The 18,525-nt window shown below is 52.4% G+C and carries 14 protein-coding genes; 10 read left to right on the top strand and 4 right to left on the bottom strand.

Annotated elements, in window-relative coordinates; all coding sequences use genetic code 11:
• Both AB8516_RS10530 and AB8516_RS10535 read left to right on the top strand, forming a co-directional pair.
• Nucleotides 1–597 (top strand): YfiR family protein, encoded by a 597-nt coding sequence (locus AB8516_RS10530; protein WP_369160435.1) that lies wholly within the window; start codon nucleotides 1–3, stop codon nucleotides 595–597.
• Nucleotides 594–3,419: a response regulator gene (locus AB8516_RS10535; RefSeq protein WP_369160437.1), complete on the top strand. Its 2,826-nt coding sequence runs from the start codon at nucleotides 594–596 to the stop codon at nucleotides 3,417–3,419. Before AB8516_RS10530 ends, AB8516_RS10535 begins: the two co-directional genes overlap by 4 nt.
• A gap of 99 nt (nucleotides 3,420–3,518) precedes the next feature.
• Here AB8516_RS10535 and AB8516_RS10540 read toward each other — a convergent pair whose 3' ends face one another.
• The 3 genes from AB8516_RS10540 to AB8516_RS10550 all read right to left on the bottom strand — a co-directional run bounded on the left by AB8516_RS10540 (nucleotide 3,519) and on the right by AB8516_RS10550 (nucleotide 9,795).
• Nucleotides 3,519–6,344 (bottom strand): RND family transporter, encoded by a 2,826-nt coding sequence (locus tag AB8516_RS10540; protein ID WP_369160439.1) that lies wholly within the window; start codon nucleotides 6,342–6,344, stop codon nucleotides 3,519–3,521.
• Between the two features lie 103 nt (nucleotides 6,345–6,447).
• Nucleotides 6,448–8,676, bottom strand: a complete 2,229-nt coding sequence (locus AB8516_RS10545) for an RNA polymerase-associated protein rapA (protein WP_369160441.1) — start codon at nucleotides 8,674–8,676, stop codon at nucleotides 6,448–6,450.
• Nucleotides 8,677–8,817: 141 nt separating this feature from the next.
• Nucleotides 8,818–9,795, bottom strand: coding sequence for an outer membrane lipoprotein-sorting protein (locus tag AB8516_RS10550; RefSeq protein WP_369160443.1), 978 nt, complete (start codon nucleotides 9,793–9,795; stop codon nucleotides 8,818–8,820).
• A 345-nt stretch (nucleotides 9,796–10,140) separates the two neighbouring features.
• Between AB8516_RS10550 and hemA the strand changes: the two genes are divergently transcribed.
• From hemA to AB8516_RS10590, 8 genes are all read left to right on the top strand, one after another.
• Nucleotides 10,141–11,409 carry a glutamyl-tRNA reductase gene (gene hemA, locus AB8516_RS10555; RefSeq protein ID WP_369160445.1) on the top strand — a complete coding sequence of 423 codons (1,269 nt, stop codon included), beginning with the start codon at nucleotides 10,141–10,143 and terminating at the stop codon, nucleotides 11,407–11,409.
• Nucleotides 11,406–12,485 (top strand): peptide chain release factor 1, encoded by a 1,080-nt coding sequence (gene prfA / locus AB8516_RS10560; RefSeq protein WP_369160447.1) that lies wholly within the window; start codon nucleotides 11,406–11,408, stop codon nucleotides 12,483–12,485. The genes hemA and prfA overlap by 4 nt, the downstream gene beginning before the upstream one ends.
• Before the next feature lie 17 nt (nucleotides 12,486–12,502).
• Entirely contained in the window at nucleotides 12,503–13,420 is a 918-nt protein-coding gene (prmC, locus tag AB8516_RS10565; RefSeq protein WP_369160449.1) for a peptide chain release factor N(5)-glutamine methyltransferase, read from the top strand.
• 186 nt (nucleotides 13,421–13,606) lie between these two features.
• Nucleotides 13,607–14,017 carry a hypothetical protein gene (locus AB8516_RS10570; RefSeq protein ID WP_369160451.1) on the top strand — a complete coding sequence of 137 codons (411 nt, stop codon included), beginning with the start codon at nucleotides 13,607–13,609 and terminating at the stop codon, nucleotides 14,015–14,017.
• A 90-nt stretch (nucleotides 14,018–14,107) separates the two neighbouring features.
• Nucleotides 14,108–14,854, top strand: coding sequence for a ThiF family adenylyltransferase (locus AB8516_RS10575; RefSeq protein WP_369160453.1), 747 nt, complete (start codon nucleotides 14,108–14,110; stop codon nucleotides 14,852–14,854).
• Nucleotides 14,855–14,860: 6 nt separating this feature from the next.
• A complete protein-coding gene (gene rrtA, locus AB8516_RS10580; protein WP_369160455.1) occupies nucleotides 14,861–15,457 on the top strand; it encodes a rhombosortase in 597 nt (198 codons plus the stop codon).
• On the top strand, nucleotides 15,454–15,843 hold the full coding sequence (locus AB8516_RS10585; RefSeq protein ID WP_369160457.1) for a glutamyl-tRNA amidotransferase: 390 nt from the start codon (nucleotides 15,454–15,456) through the stop codon (nucleotides 15,841–15,843). The genes rrtA and AB8516_RS10585 overlap by 4 nt, the downstream gene beginning before the upstream one ends.
• Nucleotides 15,844–16,497: 654 nt before the next feature.
• Nucleotides 16,498–17,262: a LuxR C-terminal-related transcriptional regulator gene (locus AB8516_RS10590; protein ID WP_369160459.1), complete on the top strand. Its 765-nt coding sequence runs from the start codon at nucleotides 16,498–16,500 to the stop codon at nucleotides 17,260–17,262.
• Nucleotides 17,263–17,334: 72 nt separating this feature from the next.
• On the opposite strand, the gene AB8516_RS10595 is transcribed toward AB8516_RS10590, so the two are convergent.
• Complete coding sequence (locus tag AB8516_RS10595) at nucleotides 17,335–18,432, bottom strand: nitrilase-related carbon-nitrogen hydrolase (RefSeq protein WP_369160461.1); 1,098 nt, start codon at nucleotides 18,430–18,432, stop codon at nucleotides 17,335–17,337.
• Nucleotides 18,433–18,525 lie beyond the last annotated feature (93 nt).

Consider the following 18,525-nt stretch of genomic DNA (forward strand, 5'->3'; position numbering starts at 1 on the left):
ATGTCGACACCGGCCACTTCAATCAGCGTAACAGGCAAATGGCACTCGATCATGCCATTTGCCATGGCAGTCCTGCTTTTGTGTCTGTCGGTAGGTTCCGCAAACTCAGAACAGGTGGACGAAGACCGATTGAAGGCGCTTTTTCTCTATAACTTCGCAAACTATGTCACTTGGCCGGACAACACTTTTCAAAGCCAGATCAGTACCATCAACTATTGCCTACTCGGTTCCAGCCGGCTTAACGATCGCATGAAAGAGATCACAAAAGACGAGAAGATCAATGGCAAGGAACTACGGGTCGTGGAAGCGGAAGACGAACAACAACTTTCTGACTGTAATATACTCTTTATCCATCAGCCGGCTGCCGGTTATCCCACCGAACTCATTCAGCGACTTGCTGCTCAATCGGTACTCACCGTCAGCGACCATCCCAATTTCATTCCTGTCGGGGGCTCTATTGTTCTGTTAAAAAAAGCACGCAAGATCAAACTGGTCGTGAATTTGGATGCACTGGATCAAGGGCAATTGAAGGTCAGTTCAAAACTGCTTAGACTGGCAACCCGCGTCAGGCCGTCACAGGAGGATGCAAAGCAGTGATCGGACTCGACTTCAAACGGTGGCCGATCCGGGTAAAGGTCATCGCCATCGCATTGATCACCAGTGTTGCCGCACTGACTTTGGCATCGGTCGCATTCGTCCTCTCGGAAATGGTGGCCAAACGCAACTCAATGGTCGAATCAGCCACTGCCCTGACTCGCGTGCTGGGTGTCGATGCGACCGCCACGCTGATATTCAACGACCCGAAAACAGCTGAAGAGATCCTGTTTGCCCTGAGTGAGGAAAAAACCATCATCCATGCCTATATCACGGATAACAAAGGTTCACTGTTCGCCGCCTACAAAAGCAACCACCCGCAACACCAGCCACTCATTCCCAAATTGGAAAAGGGTCATGACGTTTGGTCCAGCAAATCAGGGGCTCTCCAGGATGAATTGACCCGTTTCCAGTTTCACACTGATTATCTCGAAGTCAATCATGAAATAAGATTCAACAAGAAAATACTTGGTTACATTGACATCAAACAGGACCTGACCCAACTCCATGCCAGTCTGCAGCGACAGATCGTCATTGCAACAGTCGTATTGGTTTTCGCTTTCTTTCTCGCTTATCTGCTGGCACTGCGCCTACAACGCCTGATTACAAAACCGATCAACATTCTTACATCCACCATGGATAACGTCACTCGGCAGGGTGACTACAGCCTGCGTGTGAAATCAGTCAGTTCGGATGAATTGGGAATATTGACCGACGGATTCAACACCATGCTAGAGCAGATTCAGAGCCGCGACCAGAAGCTGGCAGCCACATTGCTTGAGTTACAGTCCGCGAAGGAGGGTGCGGAGACGGCTAACCAGGCGAAATCACAGTTTCTCGCCACCATGAGCCATGAGATCCGTACCCCCATGAATGGTGTACTCGGCATGACCGAACTGCTATTGAACACAGATTTGAATGAACGGCAGCGACGCTTTGCAAACACCGCGCACAGCGCTGGTCGCTCATTGCTGACGATCATCAACGACATTCTGGATTTCTCGAAAATCGAGGCCGGCAAGGCAGAGCTGGTTGAAAATATCTTCAATCTTCCCAATCTTCTAGAAGAGGTCGTGCAACTACTTGGTGGACAGGCGCGGGAAAAAGGATTGGAATTGATCAGCTACTGCCCGCCCTCCATACCACACGCTTTGCTCGGTGACGAACAGCGCATCAGACAGATATTGGTCAATCTGATTGGAAATGCGGTCAAATTTACACACGAAGGTGAAGTAATTGTTCGCGTCCTGCCATGGGCGAAGTCAGCTACCGACTTAACGATAAGGTTTGAGGTTGCTGACAGCGGCATCGGCATCTCCTCTGAGATGAAAAAGCATATATTCGATGTCTTTTCACAGGCGGATAGCTCCACTAGCCGCCGTTTTGGCGGTACCGGCCTGGGATTGACGATATCAAAAAAACTGGTCGAACTCATGCAAGGTGAGATTGGACTCGAATCCGAACCAGATAAGGGATCAATGTTTTGGTTTACCGCCCGCCTTGGCTTGCATGAAGAGAGTAAAGCAAGGCAACCGAAGAAAGATGGCAGGATTAGTCAGCGGCGAATTCTTCTGGTTGGTAACAACCGGCGTGTCGCTGAAGTACTTTACCAATCCTTAAAGGACCTCGACTACCGTGTCACTCTGGAATTTAACGGTGCAAAGGCCATTCAACAGCTCAAACAAACAGCCTCAGCAGGCAGTTTTTTTCATGCCGTTATAACAGACCGGTTTCACTCAGACATGGACGGACTTGACCTGGGCAAGTCAATCCGGCTAGATCCTGCCTTCAATACACCATCAATCATAATGCTGACATCGCAGATACCGACCGCCAGCACCACACCGGTTCCTGGCAACAGCATCGACTCTTACCTGGTCAAACCGGTCCGCTTGGCCGAACTCGACAGCACAATCAGGCTATTGACGAATCAATCCAAGACTCAGCAACAGCAGGATGTAAGACTTGAGAAAACACCAATAACCGACTCTGCACCAACATTTAGGCCCGAGAAGGAAACCAGGATACTGGTGGCGGAAGATAACCTTGTGAACCAAGCCGTCATCGATGAGATGCTGCAACTGTTTTGTTGCAAGGTGACACTCGCGAATAACGGCCGGGAAGCCTTGGAGCTACTCAGCAACAACCATTACGATATGATCCTTATGGACATTCAGATGCCGGAATTAGATGGCTATGAAACCACCCAGATCATTCGCAAAAAAGAGGATGAATCTAAACAACACATAACGATCATTGCATTGACCGCCAATGTTATGGACGGCGACCAGCAGAAGTGTCTGGCCGCAGGGATGGACGATTACATCGGCAAACCCGTGACGCACAACAAACTACAGCATATTCTGAAAAAATGGTTGTCATCGGATGATGCCACCCTCACATCCTCAAAGCTTGATGAACAGAATAGCTTGCCTGGTGAAAAACCGGCTTCCGTAGAACATCGGGAGGTACAGAGCCGCGAGATTCTCGATGGCATTGGCTTACTGCAACAAGGGCAAAACCATGATATTCCGCAGCGTATTATTGATATATATCTTGAATCATCCTCCGATCTGCTGGGTATCATCACTGAAGCCATTCAACAGGCTGACATGGATAGTTTGAAACGCGCAGCGCATAGCCTGGCATCAAGCAGCGCCGCCATCGGCGCTGATGAGGTCGTTGCGCACTGTAATGCTTTGGAACAGATTACAAGCGACATGGATAGCTCAAATGCAGCGGGACTGTTTTCTCAGTTGAATACATCTTATGCTGTCCTTGTGGAATCTCTGTCGAATGATCGAAAATCAACAGTAAAGACGTAGCGGTTACAACACATTTCTCAGTCATGCCATTAAAAAAGCCGGCGTTAAACGCCGGCTGTAGCCTGGACTGAATCAGCGATTCAGCACAGTGGGTCTTTTTTAGTTTTTATATCTACCGAAAACAAATCTGGGTTTCAGCCATGCAACCATCATCGGCAGGATCGTGAGGGCGGTGACCACGTCGATCAACAAGGCCTGGCTGATATAGACCCCCAAGCCCCAGGTGTTGGCAAGATCGGTATTCAGCAAGGGTATGAAACAACCGAGTAGCACGATCACGGAAATGATTACCGCCGAGCCGGTGGTATTCAAGGTATTGACCAATGACTGCTGCCAATCCCCCGCGGTTGCCACCATCTCCTCTTTAAGCCTCGACATCATATAGATGCCGTAGTCGATACCAAGCCCCATGGCGATACTCAGCGCCACCTGGAGATGGAAGGCCAGATTGCCCGACCAGTTCTGGATACTGGTCATATAACCGCCAAGACCGTACTGGGCAAACAAGGTGATGAACAGCAGCACCATGAGGATTACCGGGACAACAACGGAGCGGAATATCAATGCGGCGATGAGAAATACAGCCGCTGCCGTCAGCAAAGGCCCGGTGAGCCAGTTGTCCACCGCCACCTCGCGGGTGGCCTCGGTGGCGCCAAGGAAGCCACCCACGCCGGGCCTGACATAGTCCGTGCCATCGACAGACAGCTCGTTGCTGTCACCGGAAAGGTCTTCGACCGGACCGGAGCGCAGACCGAAGTTGACTTTGCTGAAACCGGGATCGTTCTTGTGTTCCTCGATATATTGCTGGATGTCCATGGTAACCACATGGGCCTCTATCGGATCCATGGTATTGATGAATCCCATCACCACCCCTTCATTCCAGTTCTTCATGACGAAGGAGTCCATGTCGCCCTCCTCGGTCATGGTTTCGAGCAGGCCGTTGTAGAGCTGAACGATATCGTCACCGCCCCTGTCATCGTCGGGATCGATGGAACGCAGTTTCTTGGAAGTGGGGATATAGAGATCGCCGATATCCGGCTGTTCACCCGGTTCCGCCGTCAGCAGCATATTCACCAAGCGAATGTATTGCGCATAGGAGCCGGTGAAGCCGATGAACGGGTGGGCGCGCATCCACTCCTCCATCGCCTCGATGTCGGCAAGCACATCAGCCTCGTTGAAGATACCCTGGGCGCCACAAGGGTCGGGATCCCAACAGCCCAATTCAGCCTTCGCCTTTTCACAGGCGGCAACCTTTTCCAATGGATCCTCGATATCGTAGATATCTTCAGAAAAATAGGTATCCACGCATAGCTCGACAACGGGTTCCTTGCCGCGTACCGGGATCGATACCGATATCACTCCGGGCATGATCGTATTCAACCGTTCGATATGCTGGATGGTGATCGATTTTTCCTTGAACGCGGCGCGGGAGTAATTGATACCCTTTTCAACCCCCGGCATGATGTCGAACTCGTCCTGTATGCGAGCCACCTCCGGATCGGCTCTGCCGGCCTCACCGGCCATCAGGCCCGAAATACCCCGACCGATTTCGGTATAGTAGATAGACCAGGCGAATATTGCGATCACAAAGAGGATCGGAATCGCCTTGCCGGGACCATTCAACATACCGGTGATCACCCCACCCACCTTGGTTTCCCAAGATTGCTCATGGCCCTCGCCCATATCCGTCCGGCTGCAGGGGAAGGTCATCATCAGCAGCGGAATCAGGGTGGTGGTGGTAAACAGCAAGGTCAGCATGCCGAACATGCCGAAGTAGGCGTATGCCTTGTAGAATGAGATATCCACTGTAGCGAGGGTCGCAAAGCCGACCATATCGGTTACGATCGAAAGGGTGGCCGGGACAATGGTATGGGAGATCGCGACCCTGGCGGCCGATTCACAATCCCCCGAATCGGCCTGCTCCTGCATGAAGCGCCGGGTCACCTGGACCGAGTGTCCGATACCGATCGCCAGCAACAGCATCGGTGTCAATACCATCATGGTAGTCAGCTTGAAGGCAGAGAATCCCATCAATCCCAATGTCAGCACGATCGTTGCACTGACACCGATGATCGGAAACAGGGAACCGCGCCAGTTGCGGAACTCAAACCAGAGCGCGGCAATCACGATGGCGAATGAGATGACGAACAACCACCACTTGTTGACCAGATCCGCCAGCATCCAAGCCAGGAAGTAGGGCTCACCCGCCACCAGCAATTCGAAACGGTCATCCTGACCATACTCATCCATCATCGCCCTGACCTCCCTTACCCAGGGCAGATAGATCTCTTTTACCTCATCGGTATAGTCGCCGATGATATAGAGCGACTTGGCAGTACATTTGTTCTCGTCCTTCTCCTGAAATTCACATTTATTCCCTTCGGCATCCTCGAATCCGACCAACATCGGGCCGATAACGGGGTTCGTCTCGATGCCCTCTTTGAGAAACGCCAGCTGCTGTTCCGCGATACCCGGATCACTGCTGATCCCTTCCGTCGGTATCAGGCGTTTGAACACCAGGCCGTTCTCGTCCGCCCCCATATACTTTATTTTCTTCGCCGCGATATCGATAAAATTCGATTCCCGCGCCTTCTCCAGGGAGACCAGCCGATTGTGTATCTCCTGGACCTTGTTGACGAACCACCCCTTATACACATCCCCCTCATTGATGCGCAGGGTAAAGACCATCAGATTACCCATACCGAAATTGTATTCGGCATACAGGTTGGTCGCTACGTAGCGATTGCTTGGAGGCAGCAGTGTATCCGGATCGTTGCGCATATCCAGATGTTTGATCTGCAGGGCGGCCACGATGGTGACCACCAGCAAAATCAGCATCAACGGCCAGCGGAATTTGATGACAAAATCCGCATAACCCTCAGCCCATCGATTTCCTGATCCATTGGTTGACTCAGAACCACTCATGGCTCAATCCCCGTGAAAGCGCTGTTTGATGAGGGATGCCCGGTATCTCACCGGACATCCTCACTTGGTTAAGATGCTCGACGTTGGTCGGTGGTTTTTGGCGTTATTCGAATATCCACTTCAGACCGACCTGGAAGTTGGAGCTATTCTCGAACTGACCGAAGGTGGTGTTTTCATCACCCCAGTAATTGTTCCACTCCACTGAGCCGAGAATGGTGTCGGTAAAGGTGTACTCGACATCGAGACGGTTCCATTTGCCGCCACCCTCTTCGTAGATAAAGATATTGTTCCAGCGGTGTTCCTGGGAATCACCGAAGGGCTTGGAGAAAAAGAGCGAGTAGAACTCCTTGTCCTCATACCCTTTCATCAGGCCATTGCTAAGACTCATGGAGGGGAAATCCGCGGTATAGCGACTGCAATCCACCATCACGCCGGTCTGGGTCATACAGGTGTCTTTCTCATCCACAAAATCGAGATTGCGGAACTGGATGAACTGACCGCTGACAAGCAGATTGGTGGCCACTGTGATATCCGCCCCCAGAACATACTTGAAGTAGTCGGCATCCTCCATTTTCAATGCATTGGTCAGATCGCCGATCGAAAGCAGAAACTTATCGATAACCGGCTGCTTGTCTCCCTCGTCATAGAGGAACTCGCCTCTGAGCACCAGCGGGATATCGCCCATATCGAGGGCGTAGTCGAAGGAGGCACCCACGCTGTTGACCCGATGCAGTGATTCGGTGAAACGTAGGATCGGCGCACCCGCACCCATTGCCGGCGGTTCATTGAATGGACTACCGTCAGCCAATGCCGGCAACACGGCGCTTGGATCCAACGCACCATAGTAGGTGGAACCGGTCCCATCGTGGACCAGAATCGTGGTGGCATTGCCCATGTCCCAGTTTGCCCTGGCCTGGTCCCGGGTCAAGCTGGTTGCCACATCCGGGATGAAGGTATCGTCCTGCTGTGGTCCAGGCGTACCGTTGGTATCGAAAAACAGGGTCGGAGCACGTTGCACAGTCAACTCATCCCCGGCAGCATTTCGCCAGCTGAGATCAAGATCCGGATTGGCGCCATAGTGGTGGAAGTAGTTGAAGGACCAGTTGAGGCCGCCGTCGGTAGAGTTGCGAAAACGGAAACCGGCATTCACGTCGCTGTCATCCGGATAGTCGCGCACCCATTCGCTGGTGGTGCCGGTCAGGCCGGTCGGCGCCGTCGGACTGAAGCTGGTGAAGGTGTTGAATGTGGCGAAGGTCGCATTCGACATGAATTCGAAGGCTGAGCTTGCCTCCCCCGGCTGCCAGGTTACATCAGCCGGCGTCGGCGGGGCGTTGAAAGCGGTAATCGGCATCAGGTTGGTGGTGCCGAAGTTACCATTAGGATCGTTGAGACCTGCGGGAAAACCGGGCTGACCAGTGAAGCCGAACTGGGTAAAGGCGTTCAACAGGAACCAACCGGGCGCAGCTACCGGGTCGGTGGGTACCGTCGGATTCAACAATCCCGGTGTGGTTACCGCATCCCAGAAGTTACCGGCAAAACCGTCTACGGTCAGGCCGGCGAACAGATTCAAACCCACGGGCAGCATCATGCCGCCGGTAAAACCACCGCCCATCGCGGCACCATTGAACGTGGCCGCCACATTACTTAGCGCTGGTGCGACATTGAAAAAGCCGTTCACCTGTCCGCTGATCGTCTCGACCCCCTTCATCAGGAAGGGATGACCGGCATCGCCGTCGGGATTGAGACCGGGGATCTTGTTCTCTTCCACTTGCGAGACAATAAGCTGTATGTTGCTGTTATCGCCGATATTGCGCTCCGCATTGATCATCCAGATCGGAATCCGCGAGTCCTCCATGGCATTCTGATTCAGTTCGCGGAAATCGGTGGGATTGATGATATCCAGCAGCTTGATGCCGTCGGCCGTACCCCAAACGACCTGCTGTTTGCCCAAGCGCAGATCCCAGCCAATCAGGGAAGTATCCACATAGAGCTCTCTTACGTAATCGTGCTGGGAATAAAGCTCATGCCCCTTGTAGGTGTCATTGACCCCTTCGGAGTCATAGATAAAGTTCAGATCGGCATGCCAGGAACTCTCTTCACCCAGGTAACCATTCATGAAAATTCGAGCGGAGTTTTCGAATTTCAGCAAATCCCCCTTGTCATGGCCTCTCTCATCGACCATCGTATCCGCCTCGCCGGTCACCTGGCCATCGCGTGTAAAGACGGATGTTTCGTTTTTCAGATAACCAGTAATCTCGACTTCAGCCATGGCGACACTGGGTAAAATCAAGGCAAGCAGGATCGATTGATGCAACTTACAGCGTTTGAACATGAATGGTTCCTCCCGGGTTCAACGATAGCCGGCAGCCCTCATTGTCACTCTTTGCCGGATTCGATGATGTGTATGGCCGCCAATTCCAGGCAAGCCGGTTTTATTGGACGTGCCCGCACATCGGGCACACCCGTTTTATGTTTAGCGTTTTATTTTTCTCAAGGTCTTCTCTGACCAAAAATCGGACTGCCATCCCTGGTCGTGCTGTACGATCTCCTTGGGGATCACTGCCCAGGTTTCATGACCTGTTGAGAAGGTCTTGCCGTACCAATAACCCCAAAATTGGGCACGTGGATCGTCCTTTTCGAGAGATTTCCAGTCACGATCGATTACTTTAACCTTCTCATCCCCTTTGAAATATTCGGTTCGGTAGTCGGCGAAGGTCTTGGCATCAACATAGCTCACACGATGGTCGTACCACCAGTTCTCGCGCTTGGTGGTACTCTTCAGCTTGTAGACCTCTTTACCCTTGTGGTCGCAGGCCGCATCCGGCGGGTTGGGCAGATACTTGTTCTTCGATTCCGCCTTATCGATGGCACCAAGGCAATCGTTGAATGTTTCAGTACCCAACAGCTCATGGGTCTCGTCCTTGGGCTTGCGCAAGGTCACGTCACCGAAAGTGAAGTCGGTGCCGCCCCAGGCATCGTCGTGGGCCGGTTCCGCAAAACGGCGTATCTTACGAAGCGCCGGCAACCAGATGGAGTAGGACTGGCTCTTGTTGTCATCGACATAGTCAGTGATCAACATGCCGGTGCCTTTCAGCTTACCGGAGCGAAAGATAGCGATGTCCTGCGCATTGGTGGAGCCATCGCTGTATTCGTTATTCAGATAGCGCTCTACGGTGATGGTGGTCGGCTTACTGCCGGCCGATTTATTGACGATGACCGTGATCTTGCCAGGAATTGCCCGGTTACTCCGTTTGGGATCCTTGTTGTTGTTGGTGATGCCAAAATTCTTCAGAGCATAGAAATGGTTGACGAAATAGACCTGATCCGCAATGGTGTTGGCGTCCGGCGTGCCACCGGGCAACGGCAGATCTTTAGCCACACCCGCTATGGCACTGCTGGAAAATAGCAAACCGCCGGTGATTGCCGCGGACACGAACTTTTGCACCTGCATAGTGATCCTCCTGTAATGGACGGTTTTGTGGGTAGATCCGCCCCAAATATTATAGAATTAGGTATTTCTTATTCAGTCTATTCTTGTTTTTAAAGTCACATTAATAACAGAGAACCCGGTCATTTAGCAATCGGGGTTAACCTTAATTGTCATCCTCAGTTTAATCTCCGATCATTTAGCTCCTGTCAATCATGGACGTCAAAGATTAAGATCTGCTTAATTCCAAACTGCTCAAAAGAGCGCAATTCTGAGACGGCAGAGAACGTGAAAATTGATTTTAACTTGAATTCAACTCCTTGATATAACAAAATTTCCTTTTTGTTTAGAAACCACCCCCGGTATCGGATGTCGATAATCGCACTAGGACTCAACCACAAAACCGCCCCCGTGGATATCCGCGAGAAGGTCACCTTTGGGCCCGATATCATCGTCGGCGCCCTGCGTAGCCTGCAGGAAAATCCGGCAGTCGAGGAGACAGTCATACTCTCCACCTGCAATCGTACCGAGGTCTACTGCTCCATCAATCAAAAGGACCATGAGCCATTGGCTGATTGGATCAGCCGCTTTCACGGCATCGGTGAGGATCGTGTCTCCCCTTATCTCTACAGCCATTTCGGGCTGGATGCCGTCAAACACCTGCTGCGGGTATCCTGTGGCCTGGATTCACTGGTACTGGGCGAACCGCAGATCCTGGGACAGGTCAAGGCCGCCTTCCAGACCGCCACCGATGCCGGAACCACCGGGAAAATGCTGTTCAAACTCTTCCAACATGCCTTCTCCGCCGCGAAACAGATCCGTACCGATACCGCGATCGGCAACAGCCCGGTATCGGTAGCGTTTGCAGCGGTCAGCCTGGCCAAGCAGATATTCAGCGATCTGTCGAAGCAGACAGCCCTGCTGATCGGTGCGGGCGAGACCATCGAACTGGCTGCCCGTCATCTCAATCAGCACGGAATCGGGCGGATCATCGTCGCCAACCGCACCGTGGAGAGGGCACACAACCTGGCGGCACAGTTCGACGGCTACGCCATTGCCCTGACCGAATTGAGCAGACACCTGGCCGAGGCGGATATCGTGATCTCCTCCACCGCCAGTCCCCTGCCAGTACTGGGAAAGGGTAGCGTCGAAAGCGCCCTCAAGGAGCGCAGACACAGCCCGATCTTCATGGTCGATATCGCCGTGCCTCGGGATATCGAGCCGGAAGTGGCGGATCTGAGCGATATCTATCTCTACACGGTGGATGATCTGGACGAGGTGATCCAGGAGAACATGCGTTCCAGGGAGGAAGCAGCCGAACAGGCGGAAGAGATCATCGATCACTATGTTGGGGAATATATGGGGTGGCTGCGCTCTCTGGATGCCGTAGGCTTGATACAGGATTATCGCAGCTATGCCGAACGGTTGCGGGATGAAGTGATGCAGAAGGCCCTGCAGCAGCTTGCCAAAGGCAAGTCTCCCGAGGAGGCGATGCAATTCATGGCGCATACCCTCACCAACAAATTATTGCACAACCCCAGCGCCCAGATGCGTCAGGCCGGATTCAATGGACAGGTGGAGTTGCTCGAAGCGGCCAATACGCTTTTTCAGCTCAATAAATCAGAAAACAAATCATGAAGCCTTCACTGCGCGGCAAGTTGGACCGGATCGCAGAGCGCTTCGAAGAGATCACCGCACTCCTCGCCGATCCGGAAATCCAGAGCGATCAGAATCAGTTTCGCGATCTGGGGCGGGAGTATGCCCAATTGGAGCCGGTGGTTGAGGCCTATAAGGGCTACGTGGATGCGGAAGGGGATGTAGCGGCCGCCCAGGAGATGATGGACGATCCTGAAATGGCGCCACTCGCCAAGGAGGAGCTAACCGTGGCACAGGAGACCAAGGAACGCCTGGAACCGGAACTGCAACTGCTTCTGATACCTGCCGATCCGAACGATCAGCGCAATGTTTTTCTCGAGGTCCGTGCCGGTACCGGCGGCGCCGAGGCGGCGCTGTTTGCCAGCGACCTCTACCGCATGTATCTGCGCTATGCGGAGACCCAGCAGTGGCAGACCGAAACCATCAGTGAGAGCCCGGGCGAACATGGCGGCTACAAGGAGGTGGTATGCCGTATCAGCGGCAATGCCGTCTACTCCCGCTTGAAATTCGAATCGGGGACCCATCGCGTGCAGCGGGTTCCGGAGACAGAATCCCAGGGACGTATTCACACCTCCGCCTGTACCGTGGCGATCCTGCCCGAGGCGGAGGAGGTTGACGATGTGGATATCAACAGCAGCGACCTGCGCATCGACACCTTTCGTGCCTCCGGCGCCGGCGGGCAGCATGTCAACAAGACCGACTCGGCGGTACGTCTGACCCACCTGCCCAGCGGTATCGTGGTGGAGTGTCAGGACGAACGCTCCCAGCACAAGAACAAGGCCAGGGCCATGTCACTGCTACAGGCGAAGCTGCTCTCCCAGGCCCAGGAAAAGATCGTCAACGAGCAGGCCAGCTCGCGTAAACTACAGGTTGGCAGCGGCGACCGCTCGGAACGCATCCGTACCTATAACTTTCCTCAGAACCGACTCACAGACCACCGTATCAATCTGACCCTCTACAAGCTGGATGAGGTGATGACCGGATCCCTGGACCAGGTCATAGAACCCCTGCTGCGCGAACAGCAGGTGGAGGCCCTGGCCGCCATGGGCGAAGCCTGAAACGGCCGGGACACGCCATGACCACCCTGCAGCAGGCTCTGCAAACGGCACAACAGGCCCTCAGCACACTACCCGATACAAATCCCGAGCTGGAGGCAGCCCTATTGTTATGCCACATCCTCGATAAACCGCGCAGCTATCTGTATGCCTGGCCGGAATTGGAACTCCCCTCCGATCAGTATCAACAATACACGAAGCTGGTGGAACGGCGGCTATCCCATGAACCGATCGCCTACATTACGGGAACGCGGGAGTTCTGGTCCCTGTCGCTGGAGGTCAATCCCGACACCCTCATACCCCGCCCCGAAACGGAGTTGCTGGTGGAGCGCTCACTCCATCACCTCCAGCATATATCCCGGCCAAGGATTGTTGACCTCGGCACCGGTAGCGGCGCCATTGCCCTGGCGCTGGCGCGCGAACTGCCGGATGCGGGGATGGTTGCCACTGATATTTCAGCCGAGGCGCTTGCGCAAGCCAGAGAGAACAGCCAACGGCTAGGGATTGACCGGATCACCTTCCTCCATGGCAACTGGTGCGAGGCACTGCCAGCGGATGAAACCTATGACCTGATCGTGAGCAATCCCCCCTACATCGAGGCCGGTGATCAGCATCTCCACCAGGGGGGGTTGCCACGGGAACCGGAGCAGGCTTTGGTCTCGGGTAGTGATGGTTTGAATGCCATCAGAACCATCATTCGCCAGGTCAGCGCCGGCTATCTGAAACCAAATGGCTGGCTCCTGTTGGAGCATGGCTATCAACAGGCGGATGCGGTGCAAAACCTGCTGCAATCCGCAGGTTTCACCCACATAGCGACCCATCCGGACCTTTCCGGACACCCTCGAGTCACTGAAGCTCAGCTATTAGGTATCGAGAAGGACGGACACAACTGGTACCTGACCCTCAGCCATCTCATTGGTCAAGATCCAAATGATTAGATAAACGGCGCGGCGAGCCAAACCGTACCCTTTGATCAAATGATTGGCATGGATCTGCGACGATGAGCGCTGGTATGTAAATCTCTTTCGTAACTAGGCGTAGAGCGGGAACGAGACGCTTTGAGGTATGGCGGCGTCCAGTCCGCCTGCTTGATTATTTCAGCGCATTAGTTAGGATTGCCATGTATGGGTGACAACCCTCACGACTTAGTGAAAAACCGGGACATTCACTTTGCCGAACTCCACCCGGACCCCAATCAGGCTGCGACTGCGGCTTTGCTGCTTGCGGATGTGGAGGGTATTCTGAATGCCACTCCCTACTCCGCAACCCATCTACATGTCAGCTATCAGCTAATAGAGGTCTCCCTGGAGCAGATAGAGACGGGGTTGACGGCAATGGGTCTGCATATCGACAACCGCCTGCTCTATCGCCTCAAACGCGCCCTCTATCACTACACGGAAGAGACCGAACGGGTCAATCTGGGTTGCAACCGAAGCGACTCCAAATGCACCCGCATGATCTTCGCCGACCGGTATCAACGCATGAATCATAAGCTACGGGATCAGCGCCCGGAACATTGGCGTAAATACCTCTGACCGATCCGGATTTTATACTTTCGGACTCGACAGATGGTCTATATCCCTGTAACTATTCAGCTGCCACACTAGAGCCTGGACCCATTCACAATGAACGATGACCAATTGCTGCGTTACAGCCGACAGATCATGCTTCCCTCAATCGGCATCGAAGGGCAGGAGAGACTCCTCAATGCCCGTGTACTCATCGTCGGCCTGGGTGGACTCGGCTCCCCGGCCGCCATGTATCTGGCCGCAGCGGGTGTGGGAACCCTGGTGCTGGTAGACTTCGACCAGGTCGATCTGACCAATCTGCAACGGCAAATCGTGCATACCACCGCCCGCATCGGTGAATTGAAGGTGGATTCGGCCCGTGAATCCCTGCTGGCCCTGAATCCGGAATGCCGGGTGGAGACCGTACCCAAACAACTGGATGAAACCGACCTAAGGCAGCAGATAGAAAAGGCCGACCTTGTACTCGACGGCACCGACAACTTCGCAACCCGTTTCGCCATCAACAAGGCCTGTTACGAGACGGGAACACCCCTGGTATCCGGCGCCGCGATTCGCATGGAGGGCCAGATCAGTGTCTTCACCGGCGAGCCGGGAGGGCCGTGTTACCACTGCCTCTATCCGGATGAGGGCGAGATGGATGAGACCTGTTCCGCAAACGGTGTGCTCGCCCCGCTGGTCGGCGTGATCGGCAGCCTGCAGGCCATTGAAGCCATCAAGCAGCTGACCGGGACCGGTAAGACGTTGTCTGGCAGGCTGCTGCTATTGGATGCCCTCGAGATGGAGTGGCGCACCCTGCGCCTCACCGCCGATCCCGCATGCCCGGTTTGCGGAACGGAAGGCTGATCAGGGGTGAAGGCTGGCCCCATCCTTTTGCGACATATCTGTGCAGTGATTTTCAGCCTTGTCTGTGTACTGGTCGCCATACTGCCGGAAACCATCGCAATCAAGCTACAGTACCATCGTATCCACATCGTCGATGGTGAGTTGTGGCGTGTTTTCAGCGCCCACCTGACCCACCTTGGCTGGGGGCATCTGATCATGAACCTGGCCGGTTTCTGGCTCATCCTGGTCCTGTTCCCGAAAACACAACCGCCACAACGCTGCCTGACCCTGCTTTTTCTGCTGATTCTGGGTACCAGCGCCGGGCTCTGGCTATTCTCCCCGGAAGTCGCTTGGTATAGAGGCCTTTCCGGTATGCTGCATGGACTATTGTGTTGGGGTATATTGAGTCAGCTGAAGGAGCAACCCGCAGTTTCGCTGCTGATCCTGGTCTCTGTCGTCTTAAAGCTGATCTGGGAACAGTGGCAGGGCCCGTTACCGGGCAGTGAATCGTTGGCCGCGGGAAGCGTAATCGTCGACGCCCATCTTTACGGCGCGGTCACCGGCGTCATACTATGGAGCCTGGAGCCTGTCGTGTTAAAACTCGTAGCTGAGGAGACCGGGTGAAATCAACCATATTGCTGCTACTTCTCGCACTCGTATTCACCGCTTGCCAGGAGGTGGAAGGTATCGATATGAGTCAACTGTCAGCTGAAGAGAAAAAGGCTGTGGAGTCACTGCTGTGGCTAAAGGATGCCGATCCGAATAAACGTGCGGTACAGGCCCTGGAAAAGGGCGACAAACGCTTGATGGCCATGGCCTCTCGTGCAACAACTCTGCCCGGTATCGAACCGGCTTTGTTATCCAAGGCCAAGAGCATCTGCGGTATCCGTTATCTGGAGGGCTCCACCGATACCGTGTACGGTCAAACACACCTGAAACTCATACAACACGCATCCGAGTATGCGGCAGCCTATAACCGGATCGTTATCGAGAAGTGCATGGATAGATAGATACGGTGTACTATTAAGGCCTGTTTACACTGCTGTCGTTAACCCAACCTATTAGGCTTAATGTGGTATATCACGAAAAGGATTAAATGCAGCAGTTGTTGCGGGTATAGCTGCTATCTCGGATGAAAAGACCGGCATACGTTGCCAAATACCCGTAGGCGCGTCGAGTATGGACGTTATTGTAGCACCTTCGGTTTCCTTAGCTCCCATACACCATGGTTACCTAGCACCGGCCGCCTTAGTTGCGATGAGTGCACAAATGCCGCCATTACAAGAAAGAACTCATCCACGTTACCGAAGCCTGCCATACGTAAAGGAATGAGTTCACCAGTTGCACTTCTAGCCCACCGTACCAATCCGTTTATCTGGCGTAATGCGTGTGCCAATTCATGCAGCAGAGCCTCATCAGCACTGCCTTGTGGCATGTTCGGCAGAACACTTCTGTCAACACCGAACTCGACCCACAAGTTGGTCCCGCGGACTACACGTGCTGCTAAGAATGTACCAGATGAGAAAATTTCAGCTTTACGGGGAACATTAGCAGATATTTATTAAATACCGGAATAATGATAGGAATTGTTCCATTCGAGGAGTGTGCTATAAAGACAAGAATTATCAATAGATTTTAAAGAAAAATACTTAGACCAAGTTCATATGTTAAATTCAAGCTCTATTAACAAACAAGAATCGCTTGCGTTGGCTGTTTCACGAATTCATCGAAGTCGATCCCTGGAAGAGTTACAAAAAACCTTTTTTGCAACCACACCTCAGTTTGTGAAAGCAGATGCCTTCGGTATGTATCTTTTAGATGAAAAGCACAAAACAAAAGAATTGTTCTCTTACAAAGCAAACCAGAATTTTTTGGCAGAATATGAGGATATTCGTCTACATGACCCTATCTTCATGCGCATGCTTCAAAAGAAATCTCTAACCCATTCATCAGAAATCTTTAAGGACCGAGATTGGCGCAAGCAACCTTTGTATAAGTTCCTGTCGAAGTGGGGATTGGATCACACCATAGAAGCCCCTTTAATCGTCGGCGGCCAAGTGATTGGAACACTGAATATAGCTAGGGGAGGACAACATTTTCGAAATGACTCTTTATCCTTTGCGCAATTTATATGTGGCGAGATAAATACTGCCTACAAGCATATCTGTGAGATCACTGAGTTAAAAAGAAAAATTGCTTCTCTAAGGATTCCCACAGACACCATGGATAGTTTATCACCCCGTTTACAAGAGGTTTTAGAGCTAGCAATAACCGGGGCGATTAACCGAGTGATAGCGGATCGACTGGGTATATCAGAAAATACCGTGCGCCACCATCTAAAGCATATCTATCGGCAACTTGATGTTCATAATCGAGCCGAATTAGTTCAACGGGTACATTCAAATCGAACTAAAGATATTCCTAATTAATATTTTTTACCCCGCAAGCCACTGTGCATCGAAATTAGCTGCGGGGCGATTGTTGCCATAAATTGTGTATACTTAGCCCTCTTCAGCTGTCAAATAATAAGGTCGTTTCCAAATACCCCTATCAAACATACGCTGGGCTGCCTGAGTGACGACCTTGTCATTTTCACCATGTTTTAAAGGCGGATCGATTAAACAGCGATTTTGTTCATACAGAGGTTCATCGTAGATAAGACGAAATTGTTCTGTTCTGAGATCCTTCAACCAATTACCCCAACGAGATCGAGCGCGATATTGGCGTAGCGCATCAATATCAATGATAGCTCCTGAATAAGACGCGCTTCCGCCTGCCTTATGATTGGAAATAACACGCCCTTGATAATCTACTATCATTGAGTTACCTCCAAAGGTATCAATTGGGAACTGTGATTCAGGCATAGGTGCATATGATGCAGGGTTTGGCGCAATTACATACATGGTATTGTCCAAGGCCCTTGCACGATTCTGAACTTCCCATAGTCCATTCGCCACATAGGGCTCTGGGTAACTTGGACGATATACAATCTCTGCGCCATTCATGGCTAAACCACGTGCTGTTTCTGGATAACTACCTTCCATGCAGATAATACAGCCAATTCGTCCTATTTCAGTGTCAGTCACAGGAAAGAATGCATCCAGTCCCATGCCATAAAGCTCGGTCCAACGATCCCAAACATCGTGAGGGACAGTGGAATGCTCTCTCGCAAAGACCTGCATTTTATAATGCACATGGATGACTTCACCTTTAGGATCGATAACAAATGCACAGTTGAAAAAACGCTCTGGAAACTCAGGGTGTTTTGCTTTAGCCTGAGCAATGATGAAAGTATCCAATTCCCTAGCTAGTTCTCCAAGATAGTCAGTTTCCCTCCCTGGAATATCGATTGCAGATCGTTCAACATAGTCGACATGGTCCCAATCAAATATTTCATCGGTAAATCCCTGGAGCGCACCCTCTGGGATCGTAATCAGTTTTACCGGAAGATCAATTGCCGATAACCAGACAGCAGCTCTGCTAAGTTCAGCAATATGATCGAGATTGCGAGTGATATCGTCGCGTCTGTGAGCCCCTTGTATTACAGGCTGTAACGCGAGTGCCATATATTGCTTAATATGATCAATCTTGTTTGGCATTTCTACCCCTCCAGTAACGGTTTTATTTGTCCTTGTATTTTTCAGTGCAAGCCAAAGACTCACAACTACCCGAACGGGTTGTTGTGTGACTCA

It is taken from the genome of Candidatus Thiodiazotropha sp. LNASS1, from assembly GCF_964212655.1.
Taxonomy (GTDB): domain Bacteria; phylum Pseudomonadota; class Gammaproteobacteria; order Chromatiales; family Chromatiaceae; genus Thiodiazotropha.

What these genes read in the sequence shown, in the direction of transcription:
- AB8516_RS10530 (WP_369160435.1), top strand. Translation starts at nt 1, where the DNA reads ATGTCGACACCGGCCACTTCAATCAGCGTAACAGGCAAATGGCACTCG.
- AB8516_RS10540 (WP_369160439.1), bottom strand. Translation starts at nt 6,344, where the DNA reads ATGAGTGGTTCTGAGTCAACCAATGGATCAGGAAATCGATGGGCTGAG.
- AB8516_RS10545 (WP_369160441.1), bottom strand. Translation starts at nt 8,676, where the DNA reads ATGTTCAAACGCTGTAAGTTGCATCAATCGATCCTGCTTGCCTTGATT.
- AB8516_RS10550 (WP_369160443.1), bottom strand. Translation starts at nt 9,795, where the DNA reads ATGCAGGTGCAAAAGTTCGTGTCCGCGGCAATCACCGGCGGTTTGCTA.
- hemA (WP_369160445.1), top strand. Translation starts at nt 10,141, where the DNA reads ATGTCGATAATCGCACTAGGACTCAACCACAAAACCGCCCCCGTGGAT.
- prfA (WP_369160447.1), top strand. Translation starts at nt 11,406, where the DNA reads ATGAAGCCTTCACTGCGCGGCAAGTTGGACCGGATCGCAGAGCGCTTC.
- prmC (WP_369160449.1), top strand. Translation starts at nt 12,503, where the DNA reads ATGACCACCCTGCAGCAGGCTCTGCAAACGGCACAACAGGCCCTCAGC.
- AB8516_RS10570 (WP_369160451.1), top strand. Translation starts at nt 13,607, where the DNA reads ATGGGTGACAACCCTCACGACTTAGTGAAAAACCGGGACATTCACTTT.
- AB8516_RS10575 (WP_369160453.1), top strand. Translation starts at nt 14,108, where the DNA reads ATGAACGATGACCAATTGCTGCGTTACAGCCGACAGATCATGCTTCCC.
- AB8516_RS10590 (WP_369160459.1), top strand. Translation starts at nt 16,498, where the DNA reads ATGTTAAATTCAAGCTCTATTAACAAACAAGAATCGCTTGCGTTGGCT.
- AB8516_RS10595 (WP_369160461.1), bottom strand. Translation starts at nt 18,432, where the DNA reads ATGCCAAACAAGATTGATCATATTAAGCAATATATGGCACTCGCGTTA.